Source organism: Brucella sp. NBRC 12953 (assembly GCF_040369775.1).
GTDB classification, from domain to species: domain Bacteria; phylum Pseudomonadota; class Alphaproteobacteria; order Rhizobiales; family Rhizobiaceae; genus Brucella; species Brucella pseudogrignonensis.
Window position 1 is genome coordinate 1 of record NZ_BAABSV010000006.1, and the last position, 26,348, is coordinate 26,348.

Genomic DNA, 26,348 nt, shown 5'->3' on the forward strand with positions numbered 1-26,348 from the left:
GACCACTCGTCGTTAAAATCCGAACGGCTTCGCGTTTGAATTCTTCTGTAAATTCTCGCTGCTTCAATTCTAAGTCTCCTGTCAGTCTTGTCTAACAGAAGCCCTCCACTTTTGAAGGGGAAGTCCACTTCGTGCTCGAGCAGATACTGAAAAAGGTTGCGATCGACGAGATAGAGCTTGATGGAGATGAATGGCTCCAGCTGGCAATCTCGCTCTGTGACATTGCGTCCGGTGCTGCCGCACTCGAAGCCTTCGAGCTACTCCTTTCCGGCACGGCCTCGCGTTTCGCGGATGAGATCGGTGAAGGCCCGTATCGAGCCGAGTTCGCGGCCGCACGGCAAGAACCTGGTTTCTTGGCCGACATTCTCTGGCATCTCTTGGGCGATGACGACGCGTATGTCAGGTGGTCGGTGGCACGCTCTCTCTCTACCGCTGTCGAGCTGGGTTTGCATCAGGAGCTGGAATTGCTGCTCGATCAGTTCGACGTTCGCGAGGTGCCGGCGCTCGCTACGACTGACAAGTCGCTGCCCTTCCAGAACTCACAGGAGTGGCTTCTCATCGGTTTCGCCCGGGCCGCAAAAAGGCACGGCAGCACTCTCGCATTCTTGCGCCCCAAACTGCTGGCGCTCGCCCAGCGGGCTGATGTCCATGTGATGCACAAGGTGCATATCGCACGCTGCCTCGAGAATATCGGTAATGGGGGGCGTCCTGACAAAGTGCTTGCGATCTTGCGTGCGCAAATCGACACGCCTCCGAACCGCACGGTGAAGACAGATGAGTGGCCGGCGCCCGCGGAGGCCACATCCGGTTTTTCCTTTGACTATGAATTCAACAAATCCGAGCTCGCTGACTTGGCGCGTCTCTTTGGCTTGCCTCATGGGACGGTAGCGGACCTTCTTGCGAGCGAGATTGTGGCGCGATGGCCCGAGGCAAAGGACATGAGCTATTTCCCCGGCCATGATCGTTACCGCCGTGATCGCAATGACCAGCACGAGTACTTCAGAGAGCATGTTCAAAAGCACGCACTGTTTAGCGCGGCCACCAAACTGTTCGCTTCCCACCCCGTCGTAGCGAGAACATATGATGACGAAAGTGATAAGTGGCGCGAGTGGCGTGACCGCTACGACATCACCTTCGATGACGGGTCTTGGCTTTCTGATCGCAAGGACGGCACCCCGCAACGGGCGTTTGAGAAACTTCTCGGACCGCGCGAGAAGCAGAAGGAGTCGCTTCAAGCTCCGGACGTTGTGCTAAAAAAGCTCAACATCATCGACCGCGATCCCGCCGACCTTATCCCGCTCTATGGCAGGTGGACATCGCCGGACGGCGTTTCAGTGAATATCACTTCCGCACTGTCGGAGCGGAAAGGAGCAGTTCAACGGTGCACGTCTTTCTCCAAAAAGCCCAGCCACGACTTCTGGCTGCCGGAGTTTTGGGACGGCGGGTACTATGATCGGCACTATCGGCAGGCGAGCCCATTCGAGCCACTAGTTTGGGCACCAGAACATTATCGTCTTGGCATCGATCAAGGCGATGAACTCGCCGCTCACGGAGCGGCGTCAAGGCCGCGACTGGGAATAGATCTAACGAAGCAGCTGTCTTTGACCGAAGGGCCTATAGTCGGCGAGTGGCACGACGCCAGTGGCAGCCTCGCTCTGGAGAGCCAGGTCTGGGGAAAGTGGGAGCCGAACCCTGACCAGCACAAATATCGCCATCAGTCCGGAGGCGAGATCCTATGGGCAACGCCAGCGTGGCTAGAGGCGACGTTGTCGGGCTTGAAGCGTCGTCTGGTCTCGACGATCACACTTTGGAAGTACCGCTCGTCAACATCCTACGACGAAACATCCGGTGCCAAACTCGTCATCGTTGCCTTGAGGGTGGATGATGGCGGCATTCGGTTCTGGCACGCGAAGAAGGCGTCAAGCGTCGACTATTAGCGCAAGTTCCGCGACTTAAGTGGTCATAGAGGTGTGCCTTCTTGTTCATCATCACTTATTCTGCTTAGTACCGCCGCAGCGGCCAAGCGAGGCTCTACCGACATACGTGAGCAGGAAGCCTGAACGATTCCCGTGGCTGCTTCGCTGATGTCGGGGTTGAATGGGGCTGACGTCGCCCTCATTTCGGTCATTGCAGACCTTCCGTCGTTCTGCTTAAAGCGGAGTTAAATGATTTCGCTCGGAGAACTGCAATGCTACCCTTCATTCTACTGGCCGCCTACTGGCCGCGCGGTACTTAGGCGCAGGTAAACTTCCCTTTCCTACATGACATCCCGGAACCGCGTAGGATCGTCACGTTAGAAGCACACTCTTTTATTTTCCGTCGGAACAGCACGTGGGCTGGCACTCGATACAGCCAATCTTATATTTGAAGTGGTGATGAACTGGGGAGTTTAATGGCAGAGCGTAAGGCGATTCCGGCAGCGACAAGATTGCGATTATTTTCCGAGGCATCGGGTCACTGCCAGAAACCGGATTGTCTTGACGCGTTGTTCCCGGTCGAATTGGGTGGAGACAAACACATCGCCGAAATGGCCCACGTAATTCCGCATGGCGAGGCTGGGCCTCGCCATGAAGATCGACCGGCAGGTGACTTCGATCCCGATGCGTTCGAGAACCTAATTTTGCTCTGTCCGACGTGCCACACGAAGATCGATAAGGATCCCGACGGTTTCCCTCGCAACATTCTCTTGGAATGGAAGCAAAATCACCTTGCAAATTTGGCAGCAAAGCAAGGGATTAGGGCCTATGAGGATCGCGCCGAAGTGAGAGCAGCGGTTGTTGGACTGATGGCCGAGAATAAAGCCATCTGGGACAAGTTTGCTCCAGAGCATGGATCGAATTTCGAGTATGATCCAGAGGCCGAAGCCGCAAAGGCGTGGAGCCAGCGAATGCGGAGCGTCATCTTGCCGAACCACTATCGCGTTCAGGCCATCGTTCAGGCGAATTTGGGACTCGCTACTGGTGACGAACGCCGGACATTCGCAGAATATCAGGAGCATGTGCGCGGCTTAGCAGAACGCCATGTTTGCGGTGTGGCCGGCCGTGCGATCCGCTTTCCCGCGGCAATGGAAGGCATATTCTCGTGAACTGGCAGGTCAAATATGCGCTCGCCAACATCGCAGAGCAGCCACCGTTGACCGCAGAGCATGTGGAGGGCGAGCTCATCCGAATTGTAGCTCAGGATCAGCCGGACGTCTTGGCCGTGATATCCGCTGCGCACGAGATCGACGCGGCAACGGCGGCGAGCTACCGGGAAACGTATCCGAAAATAGATTTCCTGTGCGGTTACCGGAAGTCCTGCGTTTGGCATGGTGAGGCAATCGAGTATCTTGAGGGAATCCGTGTAGGCTGGGGAAGTTCCGGAACTTTGATTTCGGCTGCGCTCGACGGAAACGCGAACACGGCTTCCCATAAGACCTACCTGTTCTCTGACCGCTTGCTCCGACAGTATGGTCGGGTGCAGGAGGTAAGCAGGGAGTATGACCGCGTTCATCGGGTTACGCTCAGGGGCGGAACCGTTCTCAGAATCGGTATGATCGCCGACTATGAGCCAACCGCAGACGCCGTTCGCAGCCTCTGGGATGACTTTGGTCCTGTCGATGTGGTTTGGAACATCAATCCCAACGGGAGTCCGTCGCCTGAAGCGATAGAGGCCGGAAATGCGCTTGGGTGCGAGGTGATGAAATGGGAAGAACTGAGGGAACGTTTGAGAACGGCCTGATGACGGCCAGCGAGATTGCCTCGCACCTGCTGGGCAATTGCGGCTCGCTGGAACAGTTCGAAGTCTATATGTTCGGTTCAACACTGCGCGGCATTGGCGAAGATATCGATATTTTAGTTGTTGGTCCCGCCGGCGCCGCGCTTTCCAAACTGAAGCAGGAGTTGCGGGCGGCCAGTGAGTTTCTGCCGCTTCATATCCTCTATATGCAGCCATCCGAGGAACGGCGCACTGAATTTGTGGCGCGAGAACAGTGCGTACACCTCAAAAAGCTGGCGCTCAGAATATGACGCATGCGCGAGGTGACCAAGCAAACGGCGGAATGCTTCATGCACCCGTTCTAGGCTACATACTGCTTCCAGACTAACAGGTTACAACGAAATATGCCCGCCCAATTTAGAGGGCTATAGCGTAGACGTAGTTCTCATCATCACCCGGTGCGGCGCGCCAAATACCGCCGATTTCCCTCTATTGCCGTCGATAAACCGCCGAAACTGCGCCTACGTAACGAACGTGAATAATCGACGGGCGAAAAAGCGTACAAACGGCGGTGTTTGGCAGCGAAAAAGTTCGAATCGCTTCCGGTCGATCGGCCGATTTTTTACTCCTTGCAGGCATCGCATATGGGTTTTGAGTGGCCGCTATGCGCCGCCGTATCGGCTGTTTCAGGATTCGCTGAATCCGACGTTGCGTACAGTCCTGCTGGAGCACTTAGCTGCGCCAATTGCGGACATGTAGCAGCCAATCCAAGAGCCGACCCAACCTCCCCAGATGCGTCAGCGCGAGAGGCCCGCAAGGGAGTGAAAATCCTTTGGAGCCCTCCAGGTCTGCCAACAGCCCGACCCGAAGGGTGAAGCCGTGACTTACCTTCGCTTTTTCCGCCCCTTCCTTCGTTTGCCCAGCGCCGGAATCGATTGTCCACCTCCCCGTCCGGTCCTGTCGGCCCGCAGCTGCAGGGCGACATCTTCAATCTCGCGCGCCGCCGCTGCGACTTCTGCAGCGGCAAGAAAGTGGCCAGCGATCCATCCGTCGATGTACTGACGCACGGCGGCAGTACAGCCGCGCTTGAGGAATGCCAAAACTAGCGCCCAATCCTCCGACCGAAAGCGAATAAGCCGATCCAGAAGTGCGCTTGTTGCCTGCATGCAATGCAGATCAAATTGTCCGAGCTCCTGCCAGAGCCGGTTGAGAAACTCATTCGACACCTCGATATGCGATCGGAGATCGGCGTTTTGAGTTCCGATGAAGTTTGCGACAGCCTTGAAATTTTCCAAGGTGTGTTCGCCCTCCTCACGGATAACCGCGAGCATAGTGTCAGCGGTCAAAGCCAGGTGCCCGTGGCGGCGCCAGGCGAGCTTGACCACGAGATCGACATAGCGGCGCTGATCGATCAGCCCGTTCTCATGCGCGAATGAGAAAATCGCCTGCAACCATACGCTCTTTGCAGCGCAGGCGGCTTCGGCGAACCGGCGATAGTACATGTCCTCGGAGACAAGGAGATGTTCCACGCCCGCCAGGTTAGCGGGATCGAGAACATGACTGCCGAACGACTGGTTGATCAGAACGGCAATGTCGGTTGGATCGTCGGGGGCGACAACGGGCCGAATTTCACAAGCGGCCTCGATCCGCGTGAGTTGCTCAACGATGTAGTCGCGCCGCGCGTCAATGTCCTGCGCCGTGTGCTCCTGGCGGATGTATTGGCCGTCGTGCCAGGTCATCGTCAACGACCGCTCCGCGGTCGTTTCCTGCTCGTCCCTTAGATTCTTGATTTCGTCAATGACGGTTTGCGGAACGATCAGAGTGCCGAAGACGGATTGAAGCACATCGAAGGCATCCATGGTGGATACCGTCCAGGAGGTGTAGGCGTCGAGGACCGCCCCAGCCTGCCGATGAGCCCTAAGCAGCCCACGCGCGGCCAGACGCTCGGATTCCGTGCCTAGGCAGGTGCGAATGTCGAAATCGAGAAAGCGGACATATTCGACGAAGCGAACTGTGTCCCGCCCACCCTTAGCCGTGACGAAGCTGATAGGACAGTTGTGCTTCAGATAGAGGTCGGCGCGATTGCGATTGCTTTCCGCGACACGCCGGACCTGATCCAACGCCGGCTGGATATCGCCATCCTGCATGGTGATCGTGTAGAAGCCCTCGGCGTCCGGGAAGCGGTTCTCGAAGCTCTCCATGACTTCGTGAAGGGCATGAAGATATTTGTGCTTGATCTCGGCAACGCGCCACCGCCGAGTTTCGCCGAAGGCGGCAGGCATCTCGAATTCACCGCCGACACGCAAGCCGATAGCCGCCGCCGCCATCGGATGGGTCGGACTCACGACATTATCCGCCGGACGATCCGGTCCTTCCTCGATGAGAAAGGCATGGCGCTCGTGCCGGTCGGTCTCAAGCCGAACCCATGTATCGACGGCGACAGTTTCCGCAGCCGGGATCAGACCGTCATCAGGGTCCAGCATGATCAGGCCGAAGTAACGGAGAACAGCCTTCTGATCGTTTCGAGCCGATTGGAGCACGGTATAGGCGTACGCCAGCGCCTTCGGCCCCTGACCGATCTTTCGCAGCACCTGGGCCAGAAACATCTTTTGTGCCGGCGACCCCTTGACCGTCGCTAGGTCGATGTCATCCACAATTGCCTTCACCTCGTCGCTGCGATCGAGGCGATGCAGGACAGAAAACAGGGCGATGTAGTTGTCGAGATTGGGCTCAGCCGCAGCGGCCTCCCGCAAGGCGGCTTCAGCTTCCTCCAACGCTCCGCGATTGAAGTGCAGCAGACCTTGGGCATGTAGATAATAGGGAAGCTCCCGCACCGCTTGCGGCAGACGAGCAAAGAAGGCGAGTGCACGCTGGCGAATCGGGCTGTCGTTAACGAAGGCCTGGGCGAGCATACGCAGCTCATTGCTGTCGTGGTCTTCCGAGACTCTGCCATCCAGCAGATCGACGACGACCGCAGCATCGCCACGCCGGTTGGCGTGATATGCGACCATCAGCCGGTCGGCAGCATGGCTATCTTCATCGATGTGCTTCAGGGCTACCTGAAATGCGGCGTCGGCAATGTCCACCAAATCTTCCCTGCGCGCAAAGTCGGCGACGACGACGCTAGCGCGAGGATCGCGCGCCGCGTCTTCGGCAACGATCGCGATCTGCCGCCGACGCTCTTCCGGGTCATCGATGCCGATCCTGATCGCCGCGAGCCTCGCGGTGGTTGTGATGATAGGCTCCTCGGTCGGGGGGATCAGCGACGCATTGTTCTCAAACAGCGCGACGACTTCCGGCCAGTCGGCCCGCGCCGCGTGATAGCGGAATTTCAGCACGACGCTGTCGGCGGTCGCCGGAAGCTTCGGAAGGAGCTCACCTGCAAATGTATCGTCGCCGGCCTCGATGGCGACCATGGTCGCTCGAACCAGAATATCATGATCGTCCGGTGCAAGAGCGAGGCCTTGCCGCGCTACGTCGAGAGCTTTGGAGAACTCGTCGAGCGCCGCCAAGCCCACCACGACGTTGCCGCATAGCGCTGCGTCTTCCGGCCGTAAGGGGCCGTCCGTTCCGCGCTCGCGATCCCATTGGGACGTCAACTTTTCAGTCGCGGCCTCCAGTTTTCGCAGTTCTGGCAAAGACAGAACGCGCATACGTTGGAAGCGCTGGCTGGTCAGGATTTCGTCGAGATCTGCCTCGGCCGCGAATTGAATAGCATGGGTCTCGGTGGGATGCATGGCAAAGGCTGCCCGTGCCGGCTCCCACCATTCTCCTGGCTTTCCGCGGCGCCTGGCGAAATCGACCCAGCCGACTTGCACGGCAGCGGTTCGATGTAACTGTTCAGGAATCAGTTCGAGCGGATCGGACACCGACATGTCGAACCGGGCGGCCTGGACGAGATAGCCGGCAAGCCATTCGTTCGCAGGATCGGCTTCGAGCTGCGCCTTTCCGAACGCGAGGAGCTTTTCCCACTTGCCCTGGAGCAGGAGACCGAAGGCCTTGTTGGCGATCGCCTTCGGTTCGCCGGGCGCATGGTCGAACGATGCGAGCAGCATGGCGGCGGCTTCATCGTCCTTGCCGAGCGCCAGAAGGCAATGGCCGATATTCGCCTTGATACGAAACAGGATGCGACCGGAGGCCGAGGTGCCGACGCGCGCCAGCAGCTTTTCCAGCAGAGGCATGGCGGTCAGCGTCTTGCCGCTGTTGTTGAGCTCGCGATACTCGTCGATTTCGGCATCGAGATGCGCTTCGACGGCGTTTACCTCGACGGTGCTGTCGCCGGGCGGACTGGCAAGCCTGCCGGTCATCTCGGCGAGCATCGACTCCATACGGGCGAACCCGGCGGTGAGATCTTCGCGCGTCGCGCTCTGACCGGCCGTAATCGATTTGGTCTCGGCGAGAATCTCCTCACTGAAGAGCGTGTAGGTCGGATCGAAAGCCTTGCGCGCCGCCGCATCCTCGCTGATCCGCTCCTCAAGCGTGTTCCAGCCCCATACGAAGACGCGCATCACGTTCCGAGCCGCCGCGAGCTCCTTGGTGATCTCGCGCGCGAGCTCCTGCATCGCCACATCGTCCGGCGCAGTGGTGATGATGTAATATTCCTTGAGCGGGGGCTTGAAGGTCAGCGCCTTCGTGACCTCGCCACGAACCTCGTCTTCCGAGAGGGCGTGCCCTTCGCTCTTCAATTTGCACTGGATGCCGACATGCCAGTCCGCATCCCCGTCGCGAATGCCGAAAAGGTCGACGCCATTCTGGCGCTGGCCTCGCCGGCCATTCCGCTGGACCGAGGGATCATTGAGCAGGCCGCGCCATAAGACGACAGACGCGCGCTCGAACGCTTGTTCATCGGCGGGCTTGGGGATTTGGGTGGCGGCGAGCAGCGACATCGGCGACCGTCAGAACAAGAGGCCAGCATCGTCGGGCAACTGCGCCAGCACCGCCGGCACACGGCTGTGGTGCTCGATCCAAGCCCGCGTCCCAGCGCTGATCCAGCCGGCGACCTGCAGGAGCGACGCATAGTCTGCGGCGAGGTGGCGGCCGAAGATCGGCTCGTGATGTGCGATCCGGTTCCGGAAGGTCCGCAGATAGGCGCGAGCGACGAACCTGCCGAACAGACCCGACAACGCGACTTTTACTTCACGAGCTTGCCCAAGCGGTTGTTTGAAGATGAAAGGTGTACCTACGCCGGTCGGCGACAGCAGCGCATCTAGGATCGACCTTGCTCCGTAAGCGGCGCCCGACGTTTGAAGCACCTCGCGAATGCCGGCGTCTTCGATCTCGGAGACGTCCAACTCTATGGTCGCGTCAGGCGCTGGGTCCAGCGATGGCGGAGTAAAGCTGTAGATGAAGGTTCGGCTCATGCATCTGCCAGCTTATAGGCTGACCTGAGAAGGGCGATCGCCTCGTCACGGGTAAAGGGTACGTTGAGAGTTTTCGGGTCGAGAGTTGCGTCGGCCTCAGCCAGATCAAGGAAGCGGCGCATGTCGTCGCGAATTTGATCGGGCAAAGTGATCGATGAATCTCCGGGCAGAAGCTGGGTCAGGCGCAGCACATCATTGCGGTGCTTCTTGATGTTTTTGCTGTCGATCTTCTCCCCGGCTTCGGCTCTTGCGGACAGATCGAGAAATGCCCGCGCTTTGAAAGGAATGAGGAGTGTTTCGTCGATGACGGTCACGCCCTCGATCTTTCGCTTCGCGGACTGCAACGCTTCATAATATCCGTCGTCGAGCAGAATGGCCGAGAGACTGATGATGTCTTCCTCGACCGGGATGGGGGTGAGTTCTGCATTTTCCGGAAGGTCGAGCGTGCCGGGCTTGCGGGAAAACAGCTCGATCATGAAGGGGAAGCCCTGGTCCGAAGGCTTGTGGAAGCGGTAGAATTCCTTTTCGCCAGTGCTACGTTCGCGTGCCTGGTAGCCGCCAGCATCCAGAAATTCTTTGAAAGCAGTGCCGAAGCCGGCATCGACCACCTCAACGCAGAGCACCATGTCGATATCCTTGGTGGCCCTGAAATCGAGGCCAGCTTCATCGAACAGGAGGTCACAGGCCGCGCCACCGATGATGGCGTAGTGGTCCTCATGGCCAGCGAAGTATTTCTGAAATTTATCGATGCCGGTTACCAAGTCAGGTTCTCCAAAAGTCGATCCGCAGCCATGGCGACACGCTCGTCGCGATGACCCCGGAATTGTGCGTACAAGGACAGGACGTCCACTGTATGGGTGTCGGACAAGGCGGCCGGATCGTAGGACCATGTCTCGATGATGCAGTTAGCTTCGTCGCGGTTGGTTTCGGCCAGGTTCGCAGTTTGCGAAATCGCTTTCCAGTCGCTGGCGGCGACGGCGAAAGTGTCGATACGTGGGCTAGCCAGTTCCGTTAGGTGGGATAGTGCCGTTTCCCCGGCCAACTTCAGGTGCGCGTCGGAGGCGTCTCCGCGCACGAATTTCAGGGATCGAACCGGACTGCGCAGAAGTGGCGTGGCTTCCTCCAGGAGGTGTCGCCCTTCTGCCTTGAAGTGAATGCGTCTCTCTTTCCCGTGCCTGACGGTTTCAGCGAGGCCGGCGGCGACCAGATCGTCGAACGCTCGGCCGATCGACATAGCCGAGTAATGCAGACGTTCAGCCAGGAGGGATGGCGTTGTCACGTTCCTGTTGGGGTGCAGGATGTGATAAAAAAGGACGGTTTGGGCGGCAGGGGACAGGTCGTCCGCCTGCCGGTGGCGTGGCGCACGGAAATGCTCGCGCAGATCGAGCGCTAGATCGGGTATGTAGAGCTGGTTGCCGGGAACGATAAAGGGGACACCTTGACCGATGAGCCGCGACCGGTTGTGCGCACTGATAGTCATGGTGGCGAAAGCCACCGTCGCATTGGTGGCATTACGGACGATGTCGATGTGCTTGGCGATGTCGGCGGGAGTGCCCGTGTCTTCGAGCCTCGCGACGATGATGCAATGCCGACCTAGAATGTGGGCTTCATAGAGGGTGTAGGTTCGTCCGATAAAGGATGGCAAGCTGCGCGTGCCCTCGAATGGGCGAACATCGATGCGCTCATGAAGCAGTTCTCCCAGATAGCGCTCCAGCGCTTCCGGAAACTGCGAATCGTTGATGCTGATGTCTCTTTTTAACATTGTCTCGCACACTAACATTGATAGCGTTATTGTGCAATCTTAATGTTATCGGCAGGGGTAGTTGCAAACGTCGAGTTTGGGCCAGGGCACGAGGGGTGACTGTGCCACGGTGGTGGCCAGCATTTTCGATGGTTTGCGTTTGAAAAAAATATGAACGAAGGAAAGCTGACCAATGCCATGACCGGAGAGCTGCAAGCGTCTTTTCCGGCAAAAGGAGGGCCTTAGAGGGCTATGGAGCAGACAAAGTTATCATCATCGCCCGGTGCGGCGCGCCAGATACCGCCGAATGCCCTCTACAACGCGATATCGCCGCCGATCACCGCATACCCACCAACCGGCATGCGAAACCGCCGATTCCACGCTACAGCCCGATAAAGCTTGAAGGCCAGCAAACGGCAACTCCCGACGCCATTGCGGCCGTTCGGGGAGTTTTCGTCGGCACACGAAACCGGTCATCCATCCGAGAGACACGAATGGCGGAATTGGGGCCGGTAGCAGGCTGACCGCTAACTGATCGGCAGACCGCAAGACCGAACGTTGTTGCAGGTCGATCGAGCAACGGCCGGATTTCGCCTGATGTGGACTTGTCCGCCAGCAGCGTGGTAGCCTTATGAAGCTGTCATTCGTCTGCTGACCCAATCCCGGCCAAGCCTGAATACGTTTTGGCGCATACGGTCCGGCGCATTTGAGATGCAGCTTTACGGGATGGCAGGCCATGAACCCTATGCAGCAATCTCGGCCGCAACCGATGAGAAATACGATGGATACGCCGCCAGTGCCGGAAGCATTGCCTCATGCCTACAGACTGTGCGCACCCCGTCTCGGTCACGCACATTGTTCCACAAAACCGACAGGAAGTTTGCCACCACCCGGTCGGCAAAACCCGACTCCATGAAAGCGATAGCGGCTAGATCGCTGTGCCCGTATTTGATTTGCTTCTGGAGCCTAGAGAAGCCGTTGAAGAGGGTTTCGTCCACCGGCTCGGCGAAGTCGGCGAGGGAGGCGGTGATCATCGCCAAGTCATAGGCAAAGGCCCCCTCGCAGAGGGCGACAGCGTCCTCGACGGTTGCATGATCGCCGCTGACCCGGATGCCCAGCGCCGCCATCTTCGCATGGATATGGTGGAAGGGGCGGCCTGCGACCCAATCCGCCAGTGCCTCGGGTAAAAAGCCATCGTCGGACAACGATCGGATGGAGGGGGCCGAGTTCCAGGATATGATCTTCTCGCCCGCCACTTGCAGTAACTGGTCTGCCTGGATCGCCGCGCGAAGCTCAGCCGCATTCTCGGCAAGCCAAGCCTGTAGCTCGGCGATGATCGCTGGCGGCAGCGGCGACTTCCGGATCACCGCTCGCTGGTCGCCGTCCGTATTCGCGGCGATAGCGTCAGCGATCATTTTGAAGACATCGACAAGGGCAGGGCGAACCTCCTCGGGTGCCAGGTGATAGGCCAGCGTGTGCGAGGCGAGGTCTGAAACCCGATCCTGACCTTCCTCTTCCAGAAATGTCATATTCGCGACGAGAAAAGCCGCGATGGCCTGAATCGCCCGTGCCCGGCGTTCGATAAATTTCCGAAATTCAGCCGCGCTTATGAGCGGCTGTATGTTGAGCGCTTCCTGCACCACCACCTCGATCCGGGCCTGGTCCGCGAAAGCCAGGTCGAGCCATTGGGGTTGAATTGGCAGGACCACCGGCGGCGCGTCTTTTTGCCGCTGCTCGTAATCGTCGAACAGGTTGAGGATGCTGCTTTTCGTAGGTTCTGACTTGGAGGTGTCCAGCAGCTCCTTCGCCTCGTTCCAGCGCCAACGGTTTCTATAGTCGTTGCGCTGATCGAATATCGACGGGGTTGCAAAGATCACACTTCCCTCGGTGTGCATTCCGGCGCGGCCCGCGCGACCCATCAGGTTTTGGAAGTCGCGCACCATGATGCTCTCCGCACTTTGGCGTGTGGAGGTGACGATCAGGTACTTAAGAGGGAAATTGACGCCCTGCGCAAGCGTGGAGGTGCAGACCACAAATTTGGCCAGACCCACCTTCATGGCATGCTCGATCGATAGCCGAAGGCCTTGGGGCGTATCCGCGTGATGGGCGAATATCCCGAGGACCGCCGCTTTTGTCGCCACAGCATCGGGTCCAAGATGTGCTTCGGACAGACGTCTGAGTTTCTCGATTTCCGCCGCGTCCGACATATCTATGGGCTTCGGCAAATTTGCGCCGCGATCAAAAATATCGACGGCCCGCCGACAGATGGTCGTCACGCTATCCTTCTTGCCGCAGAAGACCGCGACGCTGCCGTTGCCGACAACATAGAGCCCGAGAAATAAGCCGACTTCGCCGCCCTTCGTTTTGGCAGGAAACCGTTGAACAACCCGTTCGCGCCCGCGAAGGTTCAGGGGAAAGTCGTCAATGATGCGAGGAACCCAGAATTCGCCTTCTTCGGGGTCAGCCGGGCTTACATATTCAAGGCGTCCTCTGGCATCCTGCCAGCTCGCGAAAGCTATGCTTTTCGACGTGGGGAGCAGGCCTGCGCCATCGATGACGGCTTCCAGGTCTCCAACCAGCCATTCCGCAACCGTGTTGGCATTCCCGATCACGGCTGAAATCAAAATGACCTGCGTCGCCTTGGGCAGGGTCAATTTCAGGGACGTAAGGAGAAGCTCATACGTCGGCCCGCGCGTGAGACCATCAAATTGATGGCCTTCGTCGTAGATGACGAGGCCGATGCGATCGACAAGCTCCGGCGCGCGTCGCAGCATGTAAAGCAGCTTCTCCGGCGTCACGATCAGGACCGTATTCACCGCAAGAATTTGCTCTAGCTGGATATCGAATTGAAAAGAGTCCGAAGCCTCGTCCAGACGGATGGGTTCTCCGGCAAATGCCGTCACAAGATCGCCTCTGATGTCGTGACAGAGCGAGCGATAGGGGGCGACGATCACGGCTAACGACGCCCGTTGCGACAAAAAGGCCGAGCGGATGATCAATTCTGTTGCACGGGTTTTACCGGCGCTCGTCGGCATTTGAATGACAGCGGAGCGGCCTTGCAGCAGGCCAGCGGATGCTATTCGTTGCTGAGCAGGCCACAGTTCGATCGGGAAATGAGATTTTCCGAGCGCGGGTTGCCACGCGGCGGCATCGAGACCCGACGCGTCAGGAAGGATCGTGCGCGACGCGTTTCGGAGCTTGGTTGCACAAGCTGCGGCTGCCAAATCCGCGTAGAGCAGCTCGCGGGGCGAGCCGTTTTGATAAGCCACTTCCCGGAGCGCGTCGCAGGCGGCAGACACCTCTGGTACGCCTGATGCGAAGGTCATGAAACCGTTCATGCCGGCGAGGACGGCATTCACCCGATCGGAGCCCGCATCGATCGGCGAAAAGTCGTTGAGCAAAATCTTGTAGACCAGGCGAGCCAACCCAGCGGCAAAGTCCGGCGGTGGTGCATCCATCTTGTTGACGATGACAGTCGCGTTGCCGACGCTGTTGTTGAGATAATAGGCGCTTGCGCAAAGAAGCGAGAATTCGACCGAAATTGTCTCGTCCAGCTTGGCATTAAGGTAGGCGTCGAAGAACGTTGAAGCGAAGCGAAGACCTTCCGATACGGAAAGCTCTTCGCCATCCCAGCTCACCGGCTCGACATCCGGATTGAACCCTTCCACGCCGTCGGCTTTGCGAAACTGATCGGCGGTGACGGCGGCCACGTCACCGAGGATACCCACTGCCAGATCGAATAGCGTCGATGGGTCCTGGTATAGTTCAATGAAATCCTCCGGGGCGACTCGGAACTCGTGCATTTTCGCCCGCGCCCGGGTTGTGGAAAGCACTCTGGTCGCGGTTGCTCTAGGCTTCATTAGCCGCTCTTTCGTAAAGGGCTTGGACAAGTTGCATCAGGGAGGGGCCCTTAATGACGAGCAGCCGCAGGTTTGCTGCGTTCTTGTGCCCGGTCGCGTCGGTCTCCTCCAGCTTCGTTGTCGCGAGGACATCGATGTCCAACACTGCGGCTGCCCCGTTTATGCGACGGAAGGGCCGCTCGGTTTCGTTCTGGAATCGCTGGACGGCCTCAACCTGCGCGGTCTCCCCGCGCACCAGAAGGCGCTGCTTCATCGCATTCAGCGTCATGGCTTCGCGAAGGTGGTCCTTCATCGAGTCCGTGACCGCGTCTTGAAGCCGATTGTTTTTTGTCGCTGACAACCCGGACTTTGACTCGAAGATGTAGAGCTCGTCGTTCGCGTTTTCGCCTTGGTTATTCACAAACTTGAAGCCGACGATATCGCAGCCCTTGGTGGAGTCCTGTCGATTCCAGCGATCCTGATACCGAAGCTCCCGAGGGCACCAATATCCCAATATGAACTCGATAAAGTCGGCGACGAGTATCTCGCTAAAGTCACCTGACCGAAGGCTTGGGCCGGGTGCCACCTTCGCATCGGGAAACAATATCGTGTTTAGAAACTCGGCTTTGCTCTTGCCGGTGCCGTCCACGAGAGCCGGAAGATCAGCGTCAGCGCAGTAATGATGTCGGAAATGTGCCGCCCACGCCGACAGAACGGCTTTGTCGTCAACGGGATCGAGTTCCCAGATTTGGATTTCTTTCCCGCATGCCGTCTGTCGACGTTCAGCCGTGTCCTTGATCCAACCAATGTGCGGCGGCGCAGCCACTTCCTTCAAACCTCAAATCTAGATGCCGAATCATGGCCAGATATTATACAGCAGCTCCGTGGCTGACTAGGATGGAATAGATAGAACAGACAATAGAATTGCGTCGGAATTTTAGATTTATATCCGGATATACCCACGTTGGCCGAGGCGCTTCAGCCGCGCGCAGCGTTGGTACGGATGTGCGGCCTAATTCGCCGGCATCGCGCCACACCTCTATCAGAGCCTTGTCGGTCGAGCGCCCAACATTCTCCAGGCAGTGGAAAGCGAACTGACGATGGTGCTTGGCGAGGGCGCGGCCGCCCTCATGCTTGAAAATCGCCTGCGGTGCATGGTTCGGGCCGATAGGGCCAATGCCGGCGAACGCAGTGAACACCCCGGTAGTTTAAGCGCTCGGGAAATTTCCCTGAACAAGCGTCTGCTTTTGGAAAGCGTGTCAGCGATGCTGGCTGTCCGGACTTGGGGTGCATTCCTGCCGAAGTTCGACGGCCAACTGAACGACAGCTTTTCCAGCTTGGGCGGCCAGAAGCGGACTAGCAGCATGCCACCCCATAGGTGCCATTCGCTCGTGCCTAAATTTAGAGGGCTATAGCGTAGACATAGTTCTCATCATCACCCTGCGCGGCGCGCCAAATTTCCCCGATTATCCTCTGCAGTACGCTATAGCCGTCGGACATACACTTTCTTATCTGGCAGAAGCCGGCCGGCGGGCAAAATGCGTATAAACGGCGGCGTTCGGCAGCGGGGAAAGTTCAACGCCTGGTACGGCAGCAATGCGCCCTTATCCTTGGCATCCACAATGGCGGTAGCCATTCCCATAACCGGCGATCTCTCTAGTCAGTTCTTAAACTCGAGGTGGCCTGCTCCCGACGGCTCACCCGTGTACTGGGTATCAGTCCTTAGGGCCTACCCAGATGTCGAGCGCTCCGGAACAAGTAATAGCGCGTGTAAACCGTTTGAGTTAAAACTATTTGATGCAGCTCCGCGACGACTCACTCCTACTCAGCGCGTCCGATTTGGTCGGACACCTAAACTGCCGCCATCTGACCGGCCTCGACATCGAGCTCGTGCACGGCACACTTTCCAAACCCGCTTTCTGGGATCCGCTATTGCAGATCCTGTGGGAGCGCGGAACACGCCACGAACAGGGCTTCGTCGATCATCTGAAGACAAAAGGATTTAACGTCACCGTGATTGACGGAGTCGGAATCGATGACGGCGCCGTTGCGCAGACCCGTGCGGCCATGATTGAAGGCCATCCCATTATCGTGCAGGGCGCATTCCGGCTTAACGGCTGGGTGGGCCGCACCGACATTCTTCGCCGCATCGAGACGCCAAGCAATCTCGGCGCATGGTCATATGAAGTCATCGACACCAAGCTCGCCCGGGAGACCAAGGGCGGCACCGTCCTGCAACTCTGCCTTTATGCCGAACTCGTGGCATCAGTGCAGGGTCTGACGCCTTCATATTCCTATGTCGTCGCCCCCTGGTCCGACTACGAGCCGCAGATCTTCCGGATGGACGACTATTCGGCCTATTATCGGCGGGTAAGGGACGGGCTCTCTCGCGCGATCGACGAGCACGGCGGGCCGGAGATCTATCCCGACCCGAAAGCTCATTGCGATATCTGCCGCTGGCAGGATATTTGCGATCAGCGGCGGCGCGCCGACGATCATCTTTCTCTCATCGCCGGAATCAGCAAAGTCCAGATCGACGAACTCAAGCGTCAGGGCATCGAGACCGCCGCCAACCTTGCGGTCATGCCTTTACCGCTTGCCTGGAAGCCCACGCGGGGGGGCGCCTATTCCTATGAGCGAGTCCGCGAACAGGCTCGCATCCAGGTGGAAGGCCGCGCGGTCAGCACCATGCTCCACGAATTGCTCCCTGTGGTGCCGGGGTTTGGGCTTGCAAGCCTGCCGGCCCCGTCCTTGGGCGATATCTTCTTCGACCTCGAAGGCGATCCCTTCGCAGGTGAAGGCGGGCTCGAATATCTGTTCGGCTACAGCTTCGCCGACGCGGATGGCACCGCCAGCTACACCGGCGACTGGGCTTTTTCCCGCGAAGACGAGAAGGCGAATTTCGAGTGCTTCATCGACTTCATAATGGCGCGTCTCGAACAGCACCCCGATCTACACATTTACCACTTCGCGCCCTACGAGCCGGCGGCGCTCAAGCGGTTGATGGGCCGCTACGCAAGCCGGGAGGAAGAGATCGACTTCCTGCTGCGCTCCAAGCGCTTCGTCGATCTGTACGGCGTTGTCCGGAACGCCTTGCGGGCGAGCGTCGAGAGCTATTCCATCAAAAAGCTCGAACCGCTGTATGGGTTCACGCGCGACACGAAGTTGTCCGACGCAAACATGGCGCTCGCTAAGGTGCAGGCCTGCCTGGAGCTTGGCGATCTGGAATTCATCGATGATGCCGACCGTACGGTGGTCGCTGGCTATAACAGGGACGATTGCGTTTCGACCTGGCGATTGCGCGACTGGCTTGAGACCCGTCGCGATGAAATGGTCGGAGCGGGCACGGATGTGCCGCGCCCGGAGGCACCGGAAGGCGCGCCGAGCGAGAAGCTCAGCGAGTGGCAGGAGAAGATCAATGCGCTCATCGACCAGCTCACCGGCGATGTGCCGCCCGATCCAGCGGACCGGATACCGGAGCAGCATGCGCGCTGGCTGCTTGCCCATTCGCTCGACTGGCACCGGCGTGAGCAGAAGGCGCTATGGTGGGAGTATTTCCGGTTATCGGAGCTCGGGGCGGAGGACCTGCTCGAAGAGCGGGCGGGCTTGTCCGGCCTTTCCTTCATCGGCGTAACCGGCGGCACTGCCAAGGCGCCGATCCACCGCTACAGCTTCCCGGCGCAGGAGACGGAGCTGCGCGGCGGCGAAAGCCTGCGGAACATGGGAGGTGCCCATTTCGGCACAGTCGAGGAGATATCGCTCGACGAACGTTGGGTCGACATTAAAAAGCGGGGCGACACAGCCGAGGTTCACAGCGAGGCCATCTTCGCTCACAAGGTGATTGATTCCAACGTGCTTGGGAAGGCGCTTGTCCGCATCGGTGAACATGTCGCCGCGAACGGCATGGAGGGCGATGGCCGATACAGGGCAGCCCGCGATCTTCTCATGCGGATGCCGCCGCGGCTCGGCGGGCAGCCGATCCGGCAGGATGGCGAACCCACGCTCGATGCCGCGCTGCGCATCGCACCGCATTTTCAGCCCGGCGTGTTTCCCATCCAAGGGCCTCCCGGTGCGGGCAAGACCCACACCGGCGCCCGCATGATCTGCGCCCTCGTTCAGGCTGGAAAGACCGTCGGCGTGACCGCCAACAGCCACAAGGTGATCCGCAATCTTCTGGATGCCGTCGTGACGGCGGCCGACACGATGGGCGTAGATGTCCAATGTATGCAAAAGCCTGCCGAGAAAGAGGACGACGTCCACCGTTTGCGCTTCACGACCAAGGCACCTGAACTGCTCGGCGCTATCAGCCACGGCGTCCATGTCGGCGGTGGCACCGCGTGGCTCTGGGCGTCCCCCGACGCCGCCGAAGTCGTCGATGTACTCTTTATCGATGAAGCGGCGCAGATGGCGCTTGCCAATGTGCTGGCCGTCTCTCAAGCCGCATCCACCATCGTGCTACTCGGGGATCCGCAACAGCTTGACCAGCCAATGCAGGGTAGCCATCCAGAAGGCACCGATGTCTCATCACTCCATCACATCCTCGGCGGGGAGCAGACCATTGCCGACGACCGCGGGCTATTTCTGGCCGAGACGTGGCGGCTTCACCCGGACATCTGCGCCTATACCTCTGAGCTATTCTACGGCGGACGTCTTCACCCACGGCCAGGGCTGGAAGTGCAGGAGATAAGGTCGGGCGGCCGTGTCTGCGGTGCGGGCCTGCGTTACGTACCCGTGCCGACCGAAGGCAATCAGAGTTCGTCGCCTGAGGAGGCTGACTGCGTGCGCGACTTGGTGGATGAGATCCTTGGTGCGGGGACGACATGGATCGACAAGCACGGGGTCGAAGCGCCTGTTACGCTCAACGAAATCCTCATCATCGCGCCGTACAATGCTCAAGTCTTCGAGTTGCAGGACCGGATCCCCGGCGGCCGCATCGGCACGGTCGACAAATTCCAAGGTCAGGAAGCGCCGATCGTCATATACTCGATGACGACGTCAAGCTATGCAGACGCGCCGCGCGGCGTGGAATTTCTCTACAGCCTCAACCGGCTGAACGTTGCCACCTCCCGCGCTAAATGCATCTGCGTGCTCGTCGCCTCGCCCTCCGTCTTCGAAGCGCAGTGCCGGACGCCGCAGCAGATGCGGCTTGCGAACGCCTTTTGCCGGTATCTAGAGCGAGCAAGCGTGACCTGAGCGGGGTTGCGGGATCGCCTATGAATGTCAATCGGCGCGGAATGTTCCATGCCGAAAAGCAGCCGATTTTAAGGGATACAGTTTATCGAGCTATAGCGTAGACATAGTTCTCATCATCACCCGGCGGCGCGCCAAATTCCGCCAGTTATCCTCTGCAGTACGCTATAGCCGGCGAACATACACTTTTTTATCTGGCAGAAGCCGGCCGGCTGGCAAAAGTGCGTAGAAACGGCAGCGTTAAAGTTCAAGGCCTGGTACGGCGGGAATGCGCCCGCATTCTGATCGTGAGACTGATTTTGCGCCCCGAAAGAAGCGGACGTTACTCATGTTGAGCTGGGATAGCAACGATGCGCCACTAGGCGACATCATAGAGTTCGCAATGAACGGCTTGAACAGTGCAACGAGAGACCGTCAGGCGCTGGTAAGGCAGCAGAAGCGGTCATTGGTTCTGCTTACCCGTCCGCATTAAAGCGACCACATCGACTTGGCCAATTGCGCTTATGGTCACAGTCACCATTTCAACTTTGGCCCAAAACCCTTCGGTCACCGCAATACGACTTCCCGAACAATTGCCTACCAGTATGTGACCTCTTCGTCGCAAACGGCGCGATCATTGCGGCCATTCAAAATGAATAGTCATTGCATTTTCAGATAATAGAATCTGCTTCACTTCTGGCTCGTGTTTTCTCTCTTTTGTAAATCAATAAACGCTAATAAGTCGCTATATTTATAACGAATAGCTTTGCCCACTTTTCGATAAGGTAAGTTCTCAATGCCCTGGACTCGCCAGTTAGCAAGGGTCTTTGGACTTAAACCTAAAACACCAGCGGCTTGCTCAGACGTCAGTAGATGATCAAGCTCATAGTTTGTTGAGGGCAGGGGATGTTCTCGAGCCCTGTCAGTCTGCGTCGTGAGAAAGCTTAATGACATATCGTATTTTCGAACAAGGTGCTCGGTGAGGCTGAGATAGAGCTGCTCAAGGCTAGGCTGCTCATTTTTGCTATCAGGCTTTTTCGCCATATATATGAGCTCACCTAACTTGGATGGTGTACGATTACGAAACGCGATGGAAGTTGTTGTTAACATTACAACAAGAATAGTCGAGTTCGACAATACAGAAATTGAAAAGCATCAATTGTAACGATGTGCAGCTCAGGCGGGTTCTGTATGTTCCCGAACGTTTTTCCACAGGGATTTAATGCTGCTTAACAAGGCAGTTTTGCAGTGCAAATTACGAGTACCGAAGGTGATTGCTATTTGATTGCTAGCGTCAATATGGTGAAAATGAAAACTAGCTACGCCATTGATTTTATGGTGCCGCTTACGTGACTCGAACACGTGACCCCATCATTACGAATGATGTGCTCTACCAACTGAGCTAAAGCGGCCCGGAACTAACGTTCCAAATCCCCGAAGGGATATCGATCAATTATGACCGAACGGTGCGCTGATAACCAATAGCATCAAGGAAAGCAAGGTCCAAAACGCACATTCTGCATGTTTGTCTCAGACCTTTTCAAATGATCCGCTCTCCGTGCATCAATCTTGGGGCAAGGCGCGTCAGGCGCCTTGGCAGATGCGGCTGCGAGCCGCAACATATTCGCGTTCGAGCCGGTCGACGAGTTTGGCTGCAGGCGCGATTTCTTTCACAGCCGCGATTCCCTGTCCGCAGCCCCAGATGTCTTTCCAGGCTTTGGCGCCTTCCTGATGCGCTTTGTCAAAATCCATTTTCGATGGATCGGCTTCGGGAAGATTGTCAGGATCAAGGCCGGAGCCTGCAATTGATGGCTTAAGGTAATTGCCCGAAATACCTGTGAAGTAGTTGGAATAGACAATGTCGGACGAATTGGAATCCACAATCATCTGCTTGTAGCCGTCAGATGCACGGGCTTCTGTGGTCGCGATGAAGGGCGAGCCAATATAAGCGAGGTCCGCTCCCATCGCTTGCGCGGCAAGAATTGCGCCGCCATTGGCAATCGCGCCTGAAAGCAGCAGCGGCCCATCGAACCATTCGCGGATTTCCTGAACGAGTGCGAAAGGAGAAAGTGCACCTGCATGTCCACCTGCGCCAGCGGCGACAGCGATAAGACCGTCTGCGCCTTTACGGATTGCGGAATTGGCGTGGCGGTTGTTGATGACATCGTGAAGCACGATGCCGCCATAGGAATGGATTGCTGCATTGACTTCTGGCACCGCGCCAAGCGACGAGATGACGATCGGCACCTTGTATTTCACGCAAAGGCCAAGGTCATGTTCGAGCCGCTTGTTGGAGCGGTGTACGATCTGGTTGACCGCAAAAGGTGCAGCCGGACGATCCGGATTTTTCGCGTCATGGGCGGCCAGGTCTTCAGTGATTTCGGCCAGCCATTCGTCAAGCTGTGCTTCGGGGCGTGCGTTCAATGCGGGAAACGAGCCGACGACGCCTGCTTTGCATTGTGCAAGCACCAATGCCGGATTGGAAATGATAAACAGTGGCGCTCCGACCACGGGAATGCGCAGCCTGTTTTTCAAAATATCCGGCAATGCCATCTCATCCTCCATAAAATTGACGTTTCCGTAAACGTAATAGTTTTAACATGGCTTTTGCCGACGGCAATATGAAATTAGGAGAGAATCAGACGGAAAATTAAATGTCTGAACCGGTCTCGCAGTCAAAGGTCGGGGGAAAATCACGGTTAAAGTTAAGATTTGGTAACTTTGACAGTTCCTAAGTCTAGCCAAAATGCGGTTCAAACAGCTAAATGCCTTGATTCAGACGTTAATTTCGCTGAGGCTCATGTAAGCATCTGTGTCCGAAAGACCCAGACAGAATACGGAAACCAAGGAAGAGCGGCCCTTTGGAAAGTATCGAACGCGCAATCAGAAATGCATTTGCAAAGGCAGATGCACATAATCCAGCTACCCGCCAACGTATCTACGAGGCTGCGTGGGGGGCGCATGAACGCGCGCTGACGACAAATACTGCACTGAGCGAAGAACAGAAAAAGCAACGTCGCCAGAAAATCAAAGACGCGATTTCCGATATTGAAGCTGAGTTCAAAACAGGGCAGGCCGCGTCTCGGCAGGAACCTAGTCTTAATGCCCCATCTTCGTCTGACCCGCTTCTGGGCGATGATGTCTATCAAGCCGGGCCTGCGCTCGATACCGCTGATATCCGAACCTCTTCCAGGAAGGGCAAGCGAGCTTCGGCTGATCTCGGCTATGAAGCGGGCGTTTCGCGCAAGGATCGCAAGAAGAAGATGCGTTCGCCGCTTGTAAGTGTCGGTATCCCGGTTATGGTTATCGTCATTCTGGGGCTTATTGGCTTTTCGCTCTACAACAGCTTTGCAGATTTCACGCGGGGTAACGGCTCGAGCCCGCTTTTGACCGATAACAGCATGGCACCGATCAAGGAAGGCGAAGACCCGGAAGGGCGCACCTGGATCAATATTTTCACGCCTGCGGATGCGACGCGCATGTCTGTTCAGGGCCGTGCAACAGCTGAGATCAAGCGCGAAGGCACCAACAGTTTCGCGCGGGTTCAGACTTCGGGTGCAAACGACAGTGTGACCTTTGATGTCGGTGAAGGCGTTCTTAATCAGCTTGCTGGCAAGAAAGCGACTTTCGACATTGTTGCGCGCAGCGATGACGGCAAAACCACGCAGATGTCGGTCAATTGCGATTTCGCGGGTCTCGGGGATTGTGGCCGCAGACGCTATGATGTTCGCGATTCTGTCAGTGATTTCCTGTTTGATCAGGAGTTTCAGGCAGGTCAATCAGCTGGACGCGCAGGCAAGATCACGATCAATTCCGATCTGAGCGGTTCCGGCAAGGCCGTGGAAATTTACGCAATCCGCGTCACGACTGCGGTTGCCGAATAATCAACTCAGCAGATTTTCCAGTGTTTCAAGCCGGTCTGCTTCGCGGGGCGGCTTGTCCCAGCGCAGTCGCGAGAAGCGGGGAAAGCGCATTGCGACACCGGATTTGTGTCGGGTTGAGCGGTTGAGCCCTTCAAAGGCGACTTCCACGACCAATCCATGATCCGGCTCCGCGCGAACGGAACGCACCGGACCAAAACGCTCAATCGTGTTTTCGCGCACGAATTTGTCGAGAAGCTTCAATTCCTCGTCGGTAAAACCGAAATAGGCCTTTCCGACGGGTACGAGCATGGGGTCTTCTTCGGGGCCGGTCCAGACCGCGAAAGTGAAGTCCGAATAGTAGCTTGAGCGTTTGCCGTGACCACGCTGTGCATAGACCACCACCGCATCCACTGTGAACGGATCGCGTTTCCATTTGAACCACGGCCCTTTCGGGCGCCCCGGCACATAGGCGCTGTCATGCCGTTTAAGCATAAGGCCTTCGATCACCGGATGTGGTGGGTTAAGACGCAATTTCGCGAGTTCGTCGAAGTCTGAAAACTGAAGGACTGGCGACAAATCAAACCGGCGCTTGTCGAGCTTTTCGACGAATTGAGCGAGACGCGCTCGTCGTTCCGAGAAGGGTAGTGACCGCAAATCTTCGCCCGATTGCTGCGTGCCATCGTGCAGAAGGTCGTATGCGCGGATGAAGGCCGGATATTCGCGCAACTGTTTGGCCGTCACCGTTTTGCGATTAAGCCGCTGCTGCAAATCAGAAAAGGTTGCGGTTTCGATGCCCGTTTCCCCGTGATGGCCTACCAGCAATTCGCCATCAATCGAGCCTTCGAAATCCATGGCCTCCAACACATCGGGAAAAGTGCCGGAAATATCATCGCCAGTGCGCGAATAAAGCCGCCGCACGCCATTTTCTGCAACGGCCTGCACACGAATACCGTCCCATTTCCATTCGGCACTATAGGCTGATGGATCAAGTGCTGGAATTTCGGCCTCATCCAGTGCCGTGGCAAGCATGACGGGCCGGAATGGCGCGTCGGCAGTGGCAGCAGGCTTGGGGCCATGGCCCTCGAGCCATGCAAACAGCGCTGTGAAGGGTTGCGTCTGTCCGTGCCAAAGTTCTTCGATTTCCACGACATCCACGCCACCAAAATCTGCCAGTGCCTGTTTGGCAAGACGAGCGGAAACGCCAATGCGTAAGCCACCTGTGACAAGTTTCAAAAGAGCATAGCGCTCTGATATCCCAAGCAGGTCGAGCCAGCCAGCCACCAGCAACGGCCCCTCACGGCGCGAGGCGTTTTGCAGTTCACGCACGACGACGCTGAGCGGCAGGTTGGCACCCGCCGGGGTTTCGTTCGGGCCAGGCCAGATCAGCGAAATCGTTTCGGCGAGGTCGCCGACATAATCATAGGAATAGGCGAAAAGCGTCGGATCGCTGCGCTCGGCAATCAGCGCCCGCAGCATGGCAGGCTTGACGCTTTGCAATTCCAGATCACGGGTGATGGCGGCAAGTGCAAGGCCACGATCTGGATCGGGTGTGGTACGGAAATAATCGACCAGCAGCCGCAATTTGCCATTGCGCTGCGGCGTGAGGACAAGGCGGTCGAGAAGTTCAGCGAAAGCCCGCATCAATCGCCCTCATCCTCATAGCCGACGAGATGGAGCGGGCGCGCGGGGATGTTTTGCAGTTCGCACCAACGCACGAGTGCTTCTTCACGCCCATGCGTCACCCAGACTTCCGCAGGTTTTATCTCGCTGATCGTTGCGGTCAGCTCATCCCAGTCGCAGTGATCAGATATGATGAGTGGCAACTCGACACCGCGTTGTTTTGCGCGCTGACGGATACGCATCCAGCCAGATGCAAAGGCGGGCAATGGGTCGGGAAAACGCCGTGCCCAGCGGTCGGAAAAGGCCGAGGGCGGCCCAACCACGATCTTTCCAGCAAAATCGGGCGAGGCTTGGCCACGTTCAAGCGTTGCAGGCTCCAGCGGACCAAGATCGATGCCCTGGGTCTGATAATAATCGCAAAGCTTTTGCAGGCCGCCGTGAATATAGATCGGCTCGTCATAGCCCGCATCGCGAATAAGCTTGATAACCCGCTGGGCTTTGCCGAGCGAGTAAGCACCTACCAGATGCTCGCGTTCAGGAAACTGTGAGAGTGACTTCAGCAAAGTCGCAATTTCACGACTTGCTTCCGGATGGCGAAATACCGGAAGCGCAAAGGTCGCTTCGGTGATGAACACATCACAGGCAACCGGCTCAAAGGGCGTGCAGGTCGGATCGGCGGCACGTTTGTAATCACCTGACGCGACAATTCGTGAGCCGTCCTTTTCGACTGCAATTTGGGCTGAACCAAGCACATGGCCTGCCGGGTGGAAGCTGACAGTGACACCGTTTACATTCAGCACCGCGCTTAAATCAGCGGTTTGTGTGCTGCCTGCAAAATCTGCACCATAACGGATAGCCATGATGTCGAGTGTCTGTTGCGTCGCAAGGACATGGGCATGTCCGGCGCGTGCATGATCGGAATGTCCGTGGGTGATCAGCGCGCGATCAACAGGCCGCACCGGATCAATGTAAAAATCGCCGGGCGGGCAGTAAAGACCTTTGGGTGTGGAACGCAGCAACTCGTCAAAACGCATGATTTATTAGATAGGTCAGCAACTTC

At 57.6% G+C, this 26,348-nt stretch carries 17 protein-coding genes and 1 tRNA gene; 7 read left to right on the top strand and 11 right to left on the bottom strand.

The annotated features are described in order from the left end of the window. Positions 1-131: 131 nt before the first annotated feature. The 4 genes from ABWV94_RS15065 (at position 132) to ABWV94_RS15080 (ending at position 4,007) form a co-directional block, all read left to right on the top strand. A complete protein-coding gene (locus ABWV94_RS15065; RefSeq protein ID WP_353414117.1) occupies positions 132-1,937 on the top strand; it encodes a hypothetical protein in 1,806 nt (601 codons plus the stop codon). Between the two features lie 455 nt (positions 1,938-2,392). Beyond that, entirely contained in the window at positions 2,393-3,085 is a 693-nt protein-coding gene (locus tag ABWV94_RS15070; protein WP_353414119.1) for an HNH endonuclease, read from the top strand. Further along, the gene (locus ABWV94_RS15075) at positions 3,082-3,720 is read left to right on the top strand and encodes a hypothetical protein (RefSeq protein WP_353414121.1); all 639 of its coding nucleotides are present in this window, start codon (positions 3,082-3,084) and stop codon (positions 3,718-3,720) included. The genes ABWV94_RS15070 and ABWV94_RS15075 overlap by 4 nt, the downstream gene beginning before the upstream one ends. Further along, positions 3,720-4,007: a nucleotidyltransferase domain-containing protein gene (locus tag ABWV94_RS15080; RefSeq protein ID WP_353414123.1), complete on the top strand. Its 288-nt coding sequence runs from the start codon at positions 3,720-3,722 to the stop codon at positions 4,005-4,007. Before ABWV94_RS15075 ends, ABWV94_RS15080 begins: the two co-directional genes overlap by 1 nt. A gap of 573 nt (positions 4,008-4,580) precedes the next feature. Here the strand turns inward: ABWV94_RS15080 and ABWV94_RS15085 are convergent. From ABWV94_RS15085 to ABWV94_RS15110, 6 genes are all read right to left on the bottom strand, one after another. Next, positions 4,581-8,582, bottom strand: coding sequence for a tetratricopeptide repeat protein (locus tag ABWV94_RS15085; RefSeq protein WP_353414125.1), 4,002 nt, complete (start codon positions 8,580-8,582; stop codon positions 4,581-4,583). A gap of 9 nt (positions 8,583-8,591) precedes the next feature. After that, positions 8,592-9,056 (bottom strand): hypothetical protein, encoded by a 465-nt coding sequence (locus tag ABWV94_RS15090; protein ID WP_353414127.1) that lies wholly within the window; start codon positions 9,054-9,056, stop codon positions 8,592-8,594. Next, entirely contained in the window at positions 9,053-9,817 is a 765-nt protein-coding gene (locus ABWV94_RS15095) for a hypothetical protein (protein ID WP_353414129.1), read from the bottom strand. The genes ABWV94_RS15090 and ABWV94_RS15095 overlap by 4 nt, the downstream gene beginning before the upstream one ends. Beyond that, complete coding sequence (locus ABWV94_RS15100) at positions 9,811-10,818, bottom strand: winged helix DNA-binding protein (protein ID WP_353414131.1); 1,008 nt, start codon at positions 10,816-10,818, stop codon at positions 9,811-9,813. The genes ABWV94_RS15095 and ABWV94_RS15100 overlap by 7 nt, the downstream gene beginning before the upstream one ends. A gap of 722 nt (positions 10,819-11,540) precedes the next feature. After that, positions 11,541-14,600 (bottom strand): DEAD/DEAH box helicase, encoded by a 3,060-nt coding sequence (locus ABWV94_RS15105; RefSeq protein ID WP_353414133.1) that lies wholly within the window; start codon positions 14,598-14,600, stop codon positions 11,541-11,543. Positions 14,601-14,646: 46 nt separating this feature from the next. After that, entirely contained in the window at positions 14,647-15,462 is an 816-nt protein-coding gene (locus tag ABWV94_RS15110) for a Hachiman antiphage defense system protein HamA (protein ID WP_502905185.1), read from the bottom strand. A 971-nt stretch (positions 15,463-16,433) separates the two neighbouring features. On the opposite strand from ABWV94_RS15110, the gene ABWV94_RS15115 reads away from it, so the two are divergent. Both ABWV94_RS15115 and ABWV94_RS15120 read left to right on the top strand, forming a co-directional pair. Further along, positions 16,434-19,829 (top strand): TM0106 family RecB-like putative nuclease, encoded by a 3,396-nt coding sequence (locus ABWV94_RS15115; protein WP_353414137.1) that lies wholly within the window; start codon positions 16,434-16,436, stop codon positions 19,827-19,829. Positions 19,830-20,154: 325 nt separating this feature from the next. Then, positions 20,155-20,298 carry a hypothetical protein gene (locus tag ABWV94_RS15120; protein WP_353414139.1) on the top strand — a complete coding sequence of 48 codons (144 nt, stop codon included), beginning with the start codon at positions 20,155-20,157 and terminating at the stop codon, positions 20,296-20,298. 197 nt (positions 20,299-20,495) lie between these two features. Here the strand turns inward: ABWV94_RS15120 and ABWV94_RS15125 are convergent, their stop codons facing one another. The 3 genes from ABWV94_RS15125 to ABWV94_RS15135 all read right to left on the bottom strand — a co-directional run bounded on the left by ABWV94_RS15125 (position 20,496) and on the right by ABWV94_RS15135 (position 22,358). Continuing rightward, positions 20,496-20,849: a helix-turn-helix domain-containing protein gene (locus ABWV94_RS15125; protein WP_353414141.1), complete on the bottom strand. Its 354-nt coding sequence runs from the start codon at positions 20,847-20,849 to the stop codon at positions 20,496-20,498. A 292-nt stretch (positions 20,850-21,141) separates the two neighbouring features. Further along, positions 21,142-21,217 (bottom strand) — tRNA-Thr (locus ABWV94_RS15130). A gap of 172 nt (positions 21,218-21,389) precedes the next feature. Then, positions 21,390-22,358 carry an NAD(P)H-dependent flavin oxidoreductase gene (locus tag ABWV94_RS15135; protein WP_112813552.1) on the bottom strand — a complete coding sequence of 323 codons (969 nt, stop codon included), beginning with the start codon at positions 22,356-22,358 and terminating at the stop codon, positions 21,390-21,392. Positions 22,359-22,666: 308 nt separating this feature from the next. On the opposite strand from ABWV94_RS15135, the gene ABWV94_RS15140 reads away from it, so the two are divergent. After that, positions 22,667-23,689: a hypothetical protein gene (locus tag ABWV94_RS15140; RefSeq protein ID WP_353414143.1), complete on the top strand. Its 1,023-nt coding sequence runs from the start codon at positions 22,667-22,669 to the stop codon at positions 23,687-23,689. Here ABWV94_RS15140 and ABWV94_RS15145 read toward each other — a convergent pair whose 3' ends face one another. Both ABWV94_RS15145 and ABWV94_RS15150 read right to left on the bottom strand, forming a co-directional pair. Beyond that, on the bottom strand, positions 23,690-25,309 hold the full coding sequence (locus ABWV94_RS15145) for a cisplatin damage response ATP-dependent DNA ligase (protein ID WP_353414145.1): 1,620 nt from the start codon (positions 25,307-25,309) through the stop codon (positions 23,690-23,692). Further along, positions 25,309-26,322 carry a ligase-associated DNA damage response exonuclease gene (locus ABWV94_RS15150; RefSeq protein ID WP_353414147.1) on the bottom strand — a complete coding sequence of 338 codons (1,014 nt, stop codon included), beginning with the start codon at positions 26,320-26,322 and terminating at the stop codon, positions 25,309-25,311. The genes ABWV94_RS15145 and ABWV94_RS15150 overlap by 1 nt, the downstream gene beginning before the upstream one ends. Between the last annotated feature and the right edge of the window lie 26 nt (positions 26,323-26,348).

Excerpts from the sequence above, each read along its gene's own strand:
- ABWV94_RS15070 (WP_353414119.1), top strand. The coding sequence starts at position 2,393 with ATGGCAGAGCGTAAGGCGATTCCGGCAGCGACAAGATTGCGATTATTT.
- ABWV94_RS15080 (WP_353414123.1), top strand. The coding sequence starts at position 3,720 with ATGACGGCCAGCGAGATTGCCTCGCACCTGCTGGGCAATTGCGGCTCG.
- ABWV94_RS15085 (WP_353414125.1), bottom strand. The coding sequence starts at position 8,582 with ATGTCGCTGCTCGCCGCCACCCAAATCCCCAAGCCCGCCGATGAACAA.
- ABWV94_RS15090 (WP_353414127.1), bottom strand. The coding sequence starts at position 9,056 with ATGAGCCGAACCTTCATCTACAGCTTTACTCCGCCATCGCTGGACCCA.
- ABWV94_RS15100 (WP_353414131.1), bottom strand. The coding sequence starts at position 10,818 with ATGTTAAAAAGAGACATCAGCATCAACGATTCGCAGTTTCCGGAAGCG.
- ABWV94_RS15105 (WP_353414133.1), bottom strand. The coding sequence starts at position 14,600 with ATGCACGAGTTCCGAGTCGCCCCGGAGGATTTCATTGAACTATACCAG.
- ABWV94_RS15115 (WP_353414137.1), top strand. The coding sequence starts at position 16,434 with ATGCAGCTCCGCGACGACTCACTCCTACTCAGCGCGTCCGATTTGGTC.
- ABWV94_RS15120 (WP_353414139.1), top strand. The coding sequence starts at position 20,155 with ATGTTGAGCTGGGATAGCAACGATGCGCCACTAGGCGACATCATAGAG.
- ABWV94_RS15125 (WP_353414141.1), bottom strand. The coding sequence starts at position 20,849 with ATGGCGAAAAAGCCTGATAGCAAAAATGAGCAGCCTAGCCTTGAGCAG.
- ABWV94_RS15135 (WP_112813552.1), bottom strand. The coding sequence starts at position 22,358 with ATGGCATTGCCGGATATTTTGAAAAACAGGCTGCGCATTCCCGTGGTC.
- ABWV94_RS15145 (WP_353414145.1), bottom strand. The coding sequence starts at position 25,309 with ATGCGGGCTTTCGCTGAACTTCTCGACCGCCTTGTCCTCACGCCGCAG.
- ABWV94_RS15150 (WP_353414147.1), bottom strand. The coding sequence starts at position 26,322 with ATGCGTTTTGACGAGTTGCTGCGTTCCACACCCAAAGGTCTTTACTGC.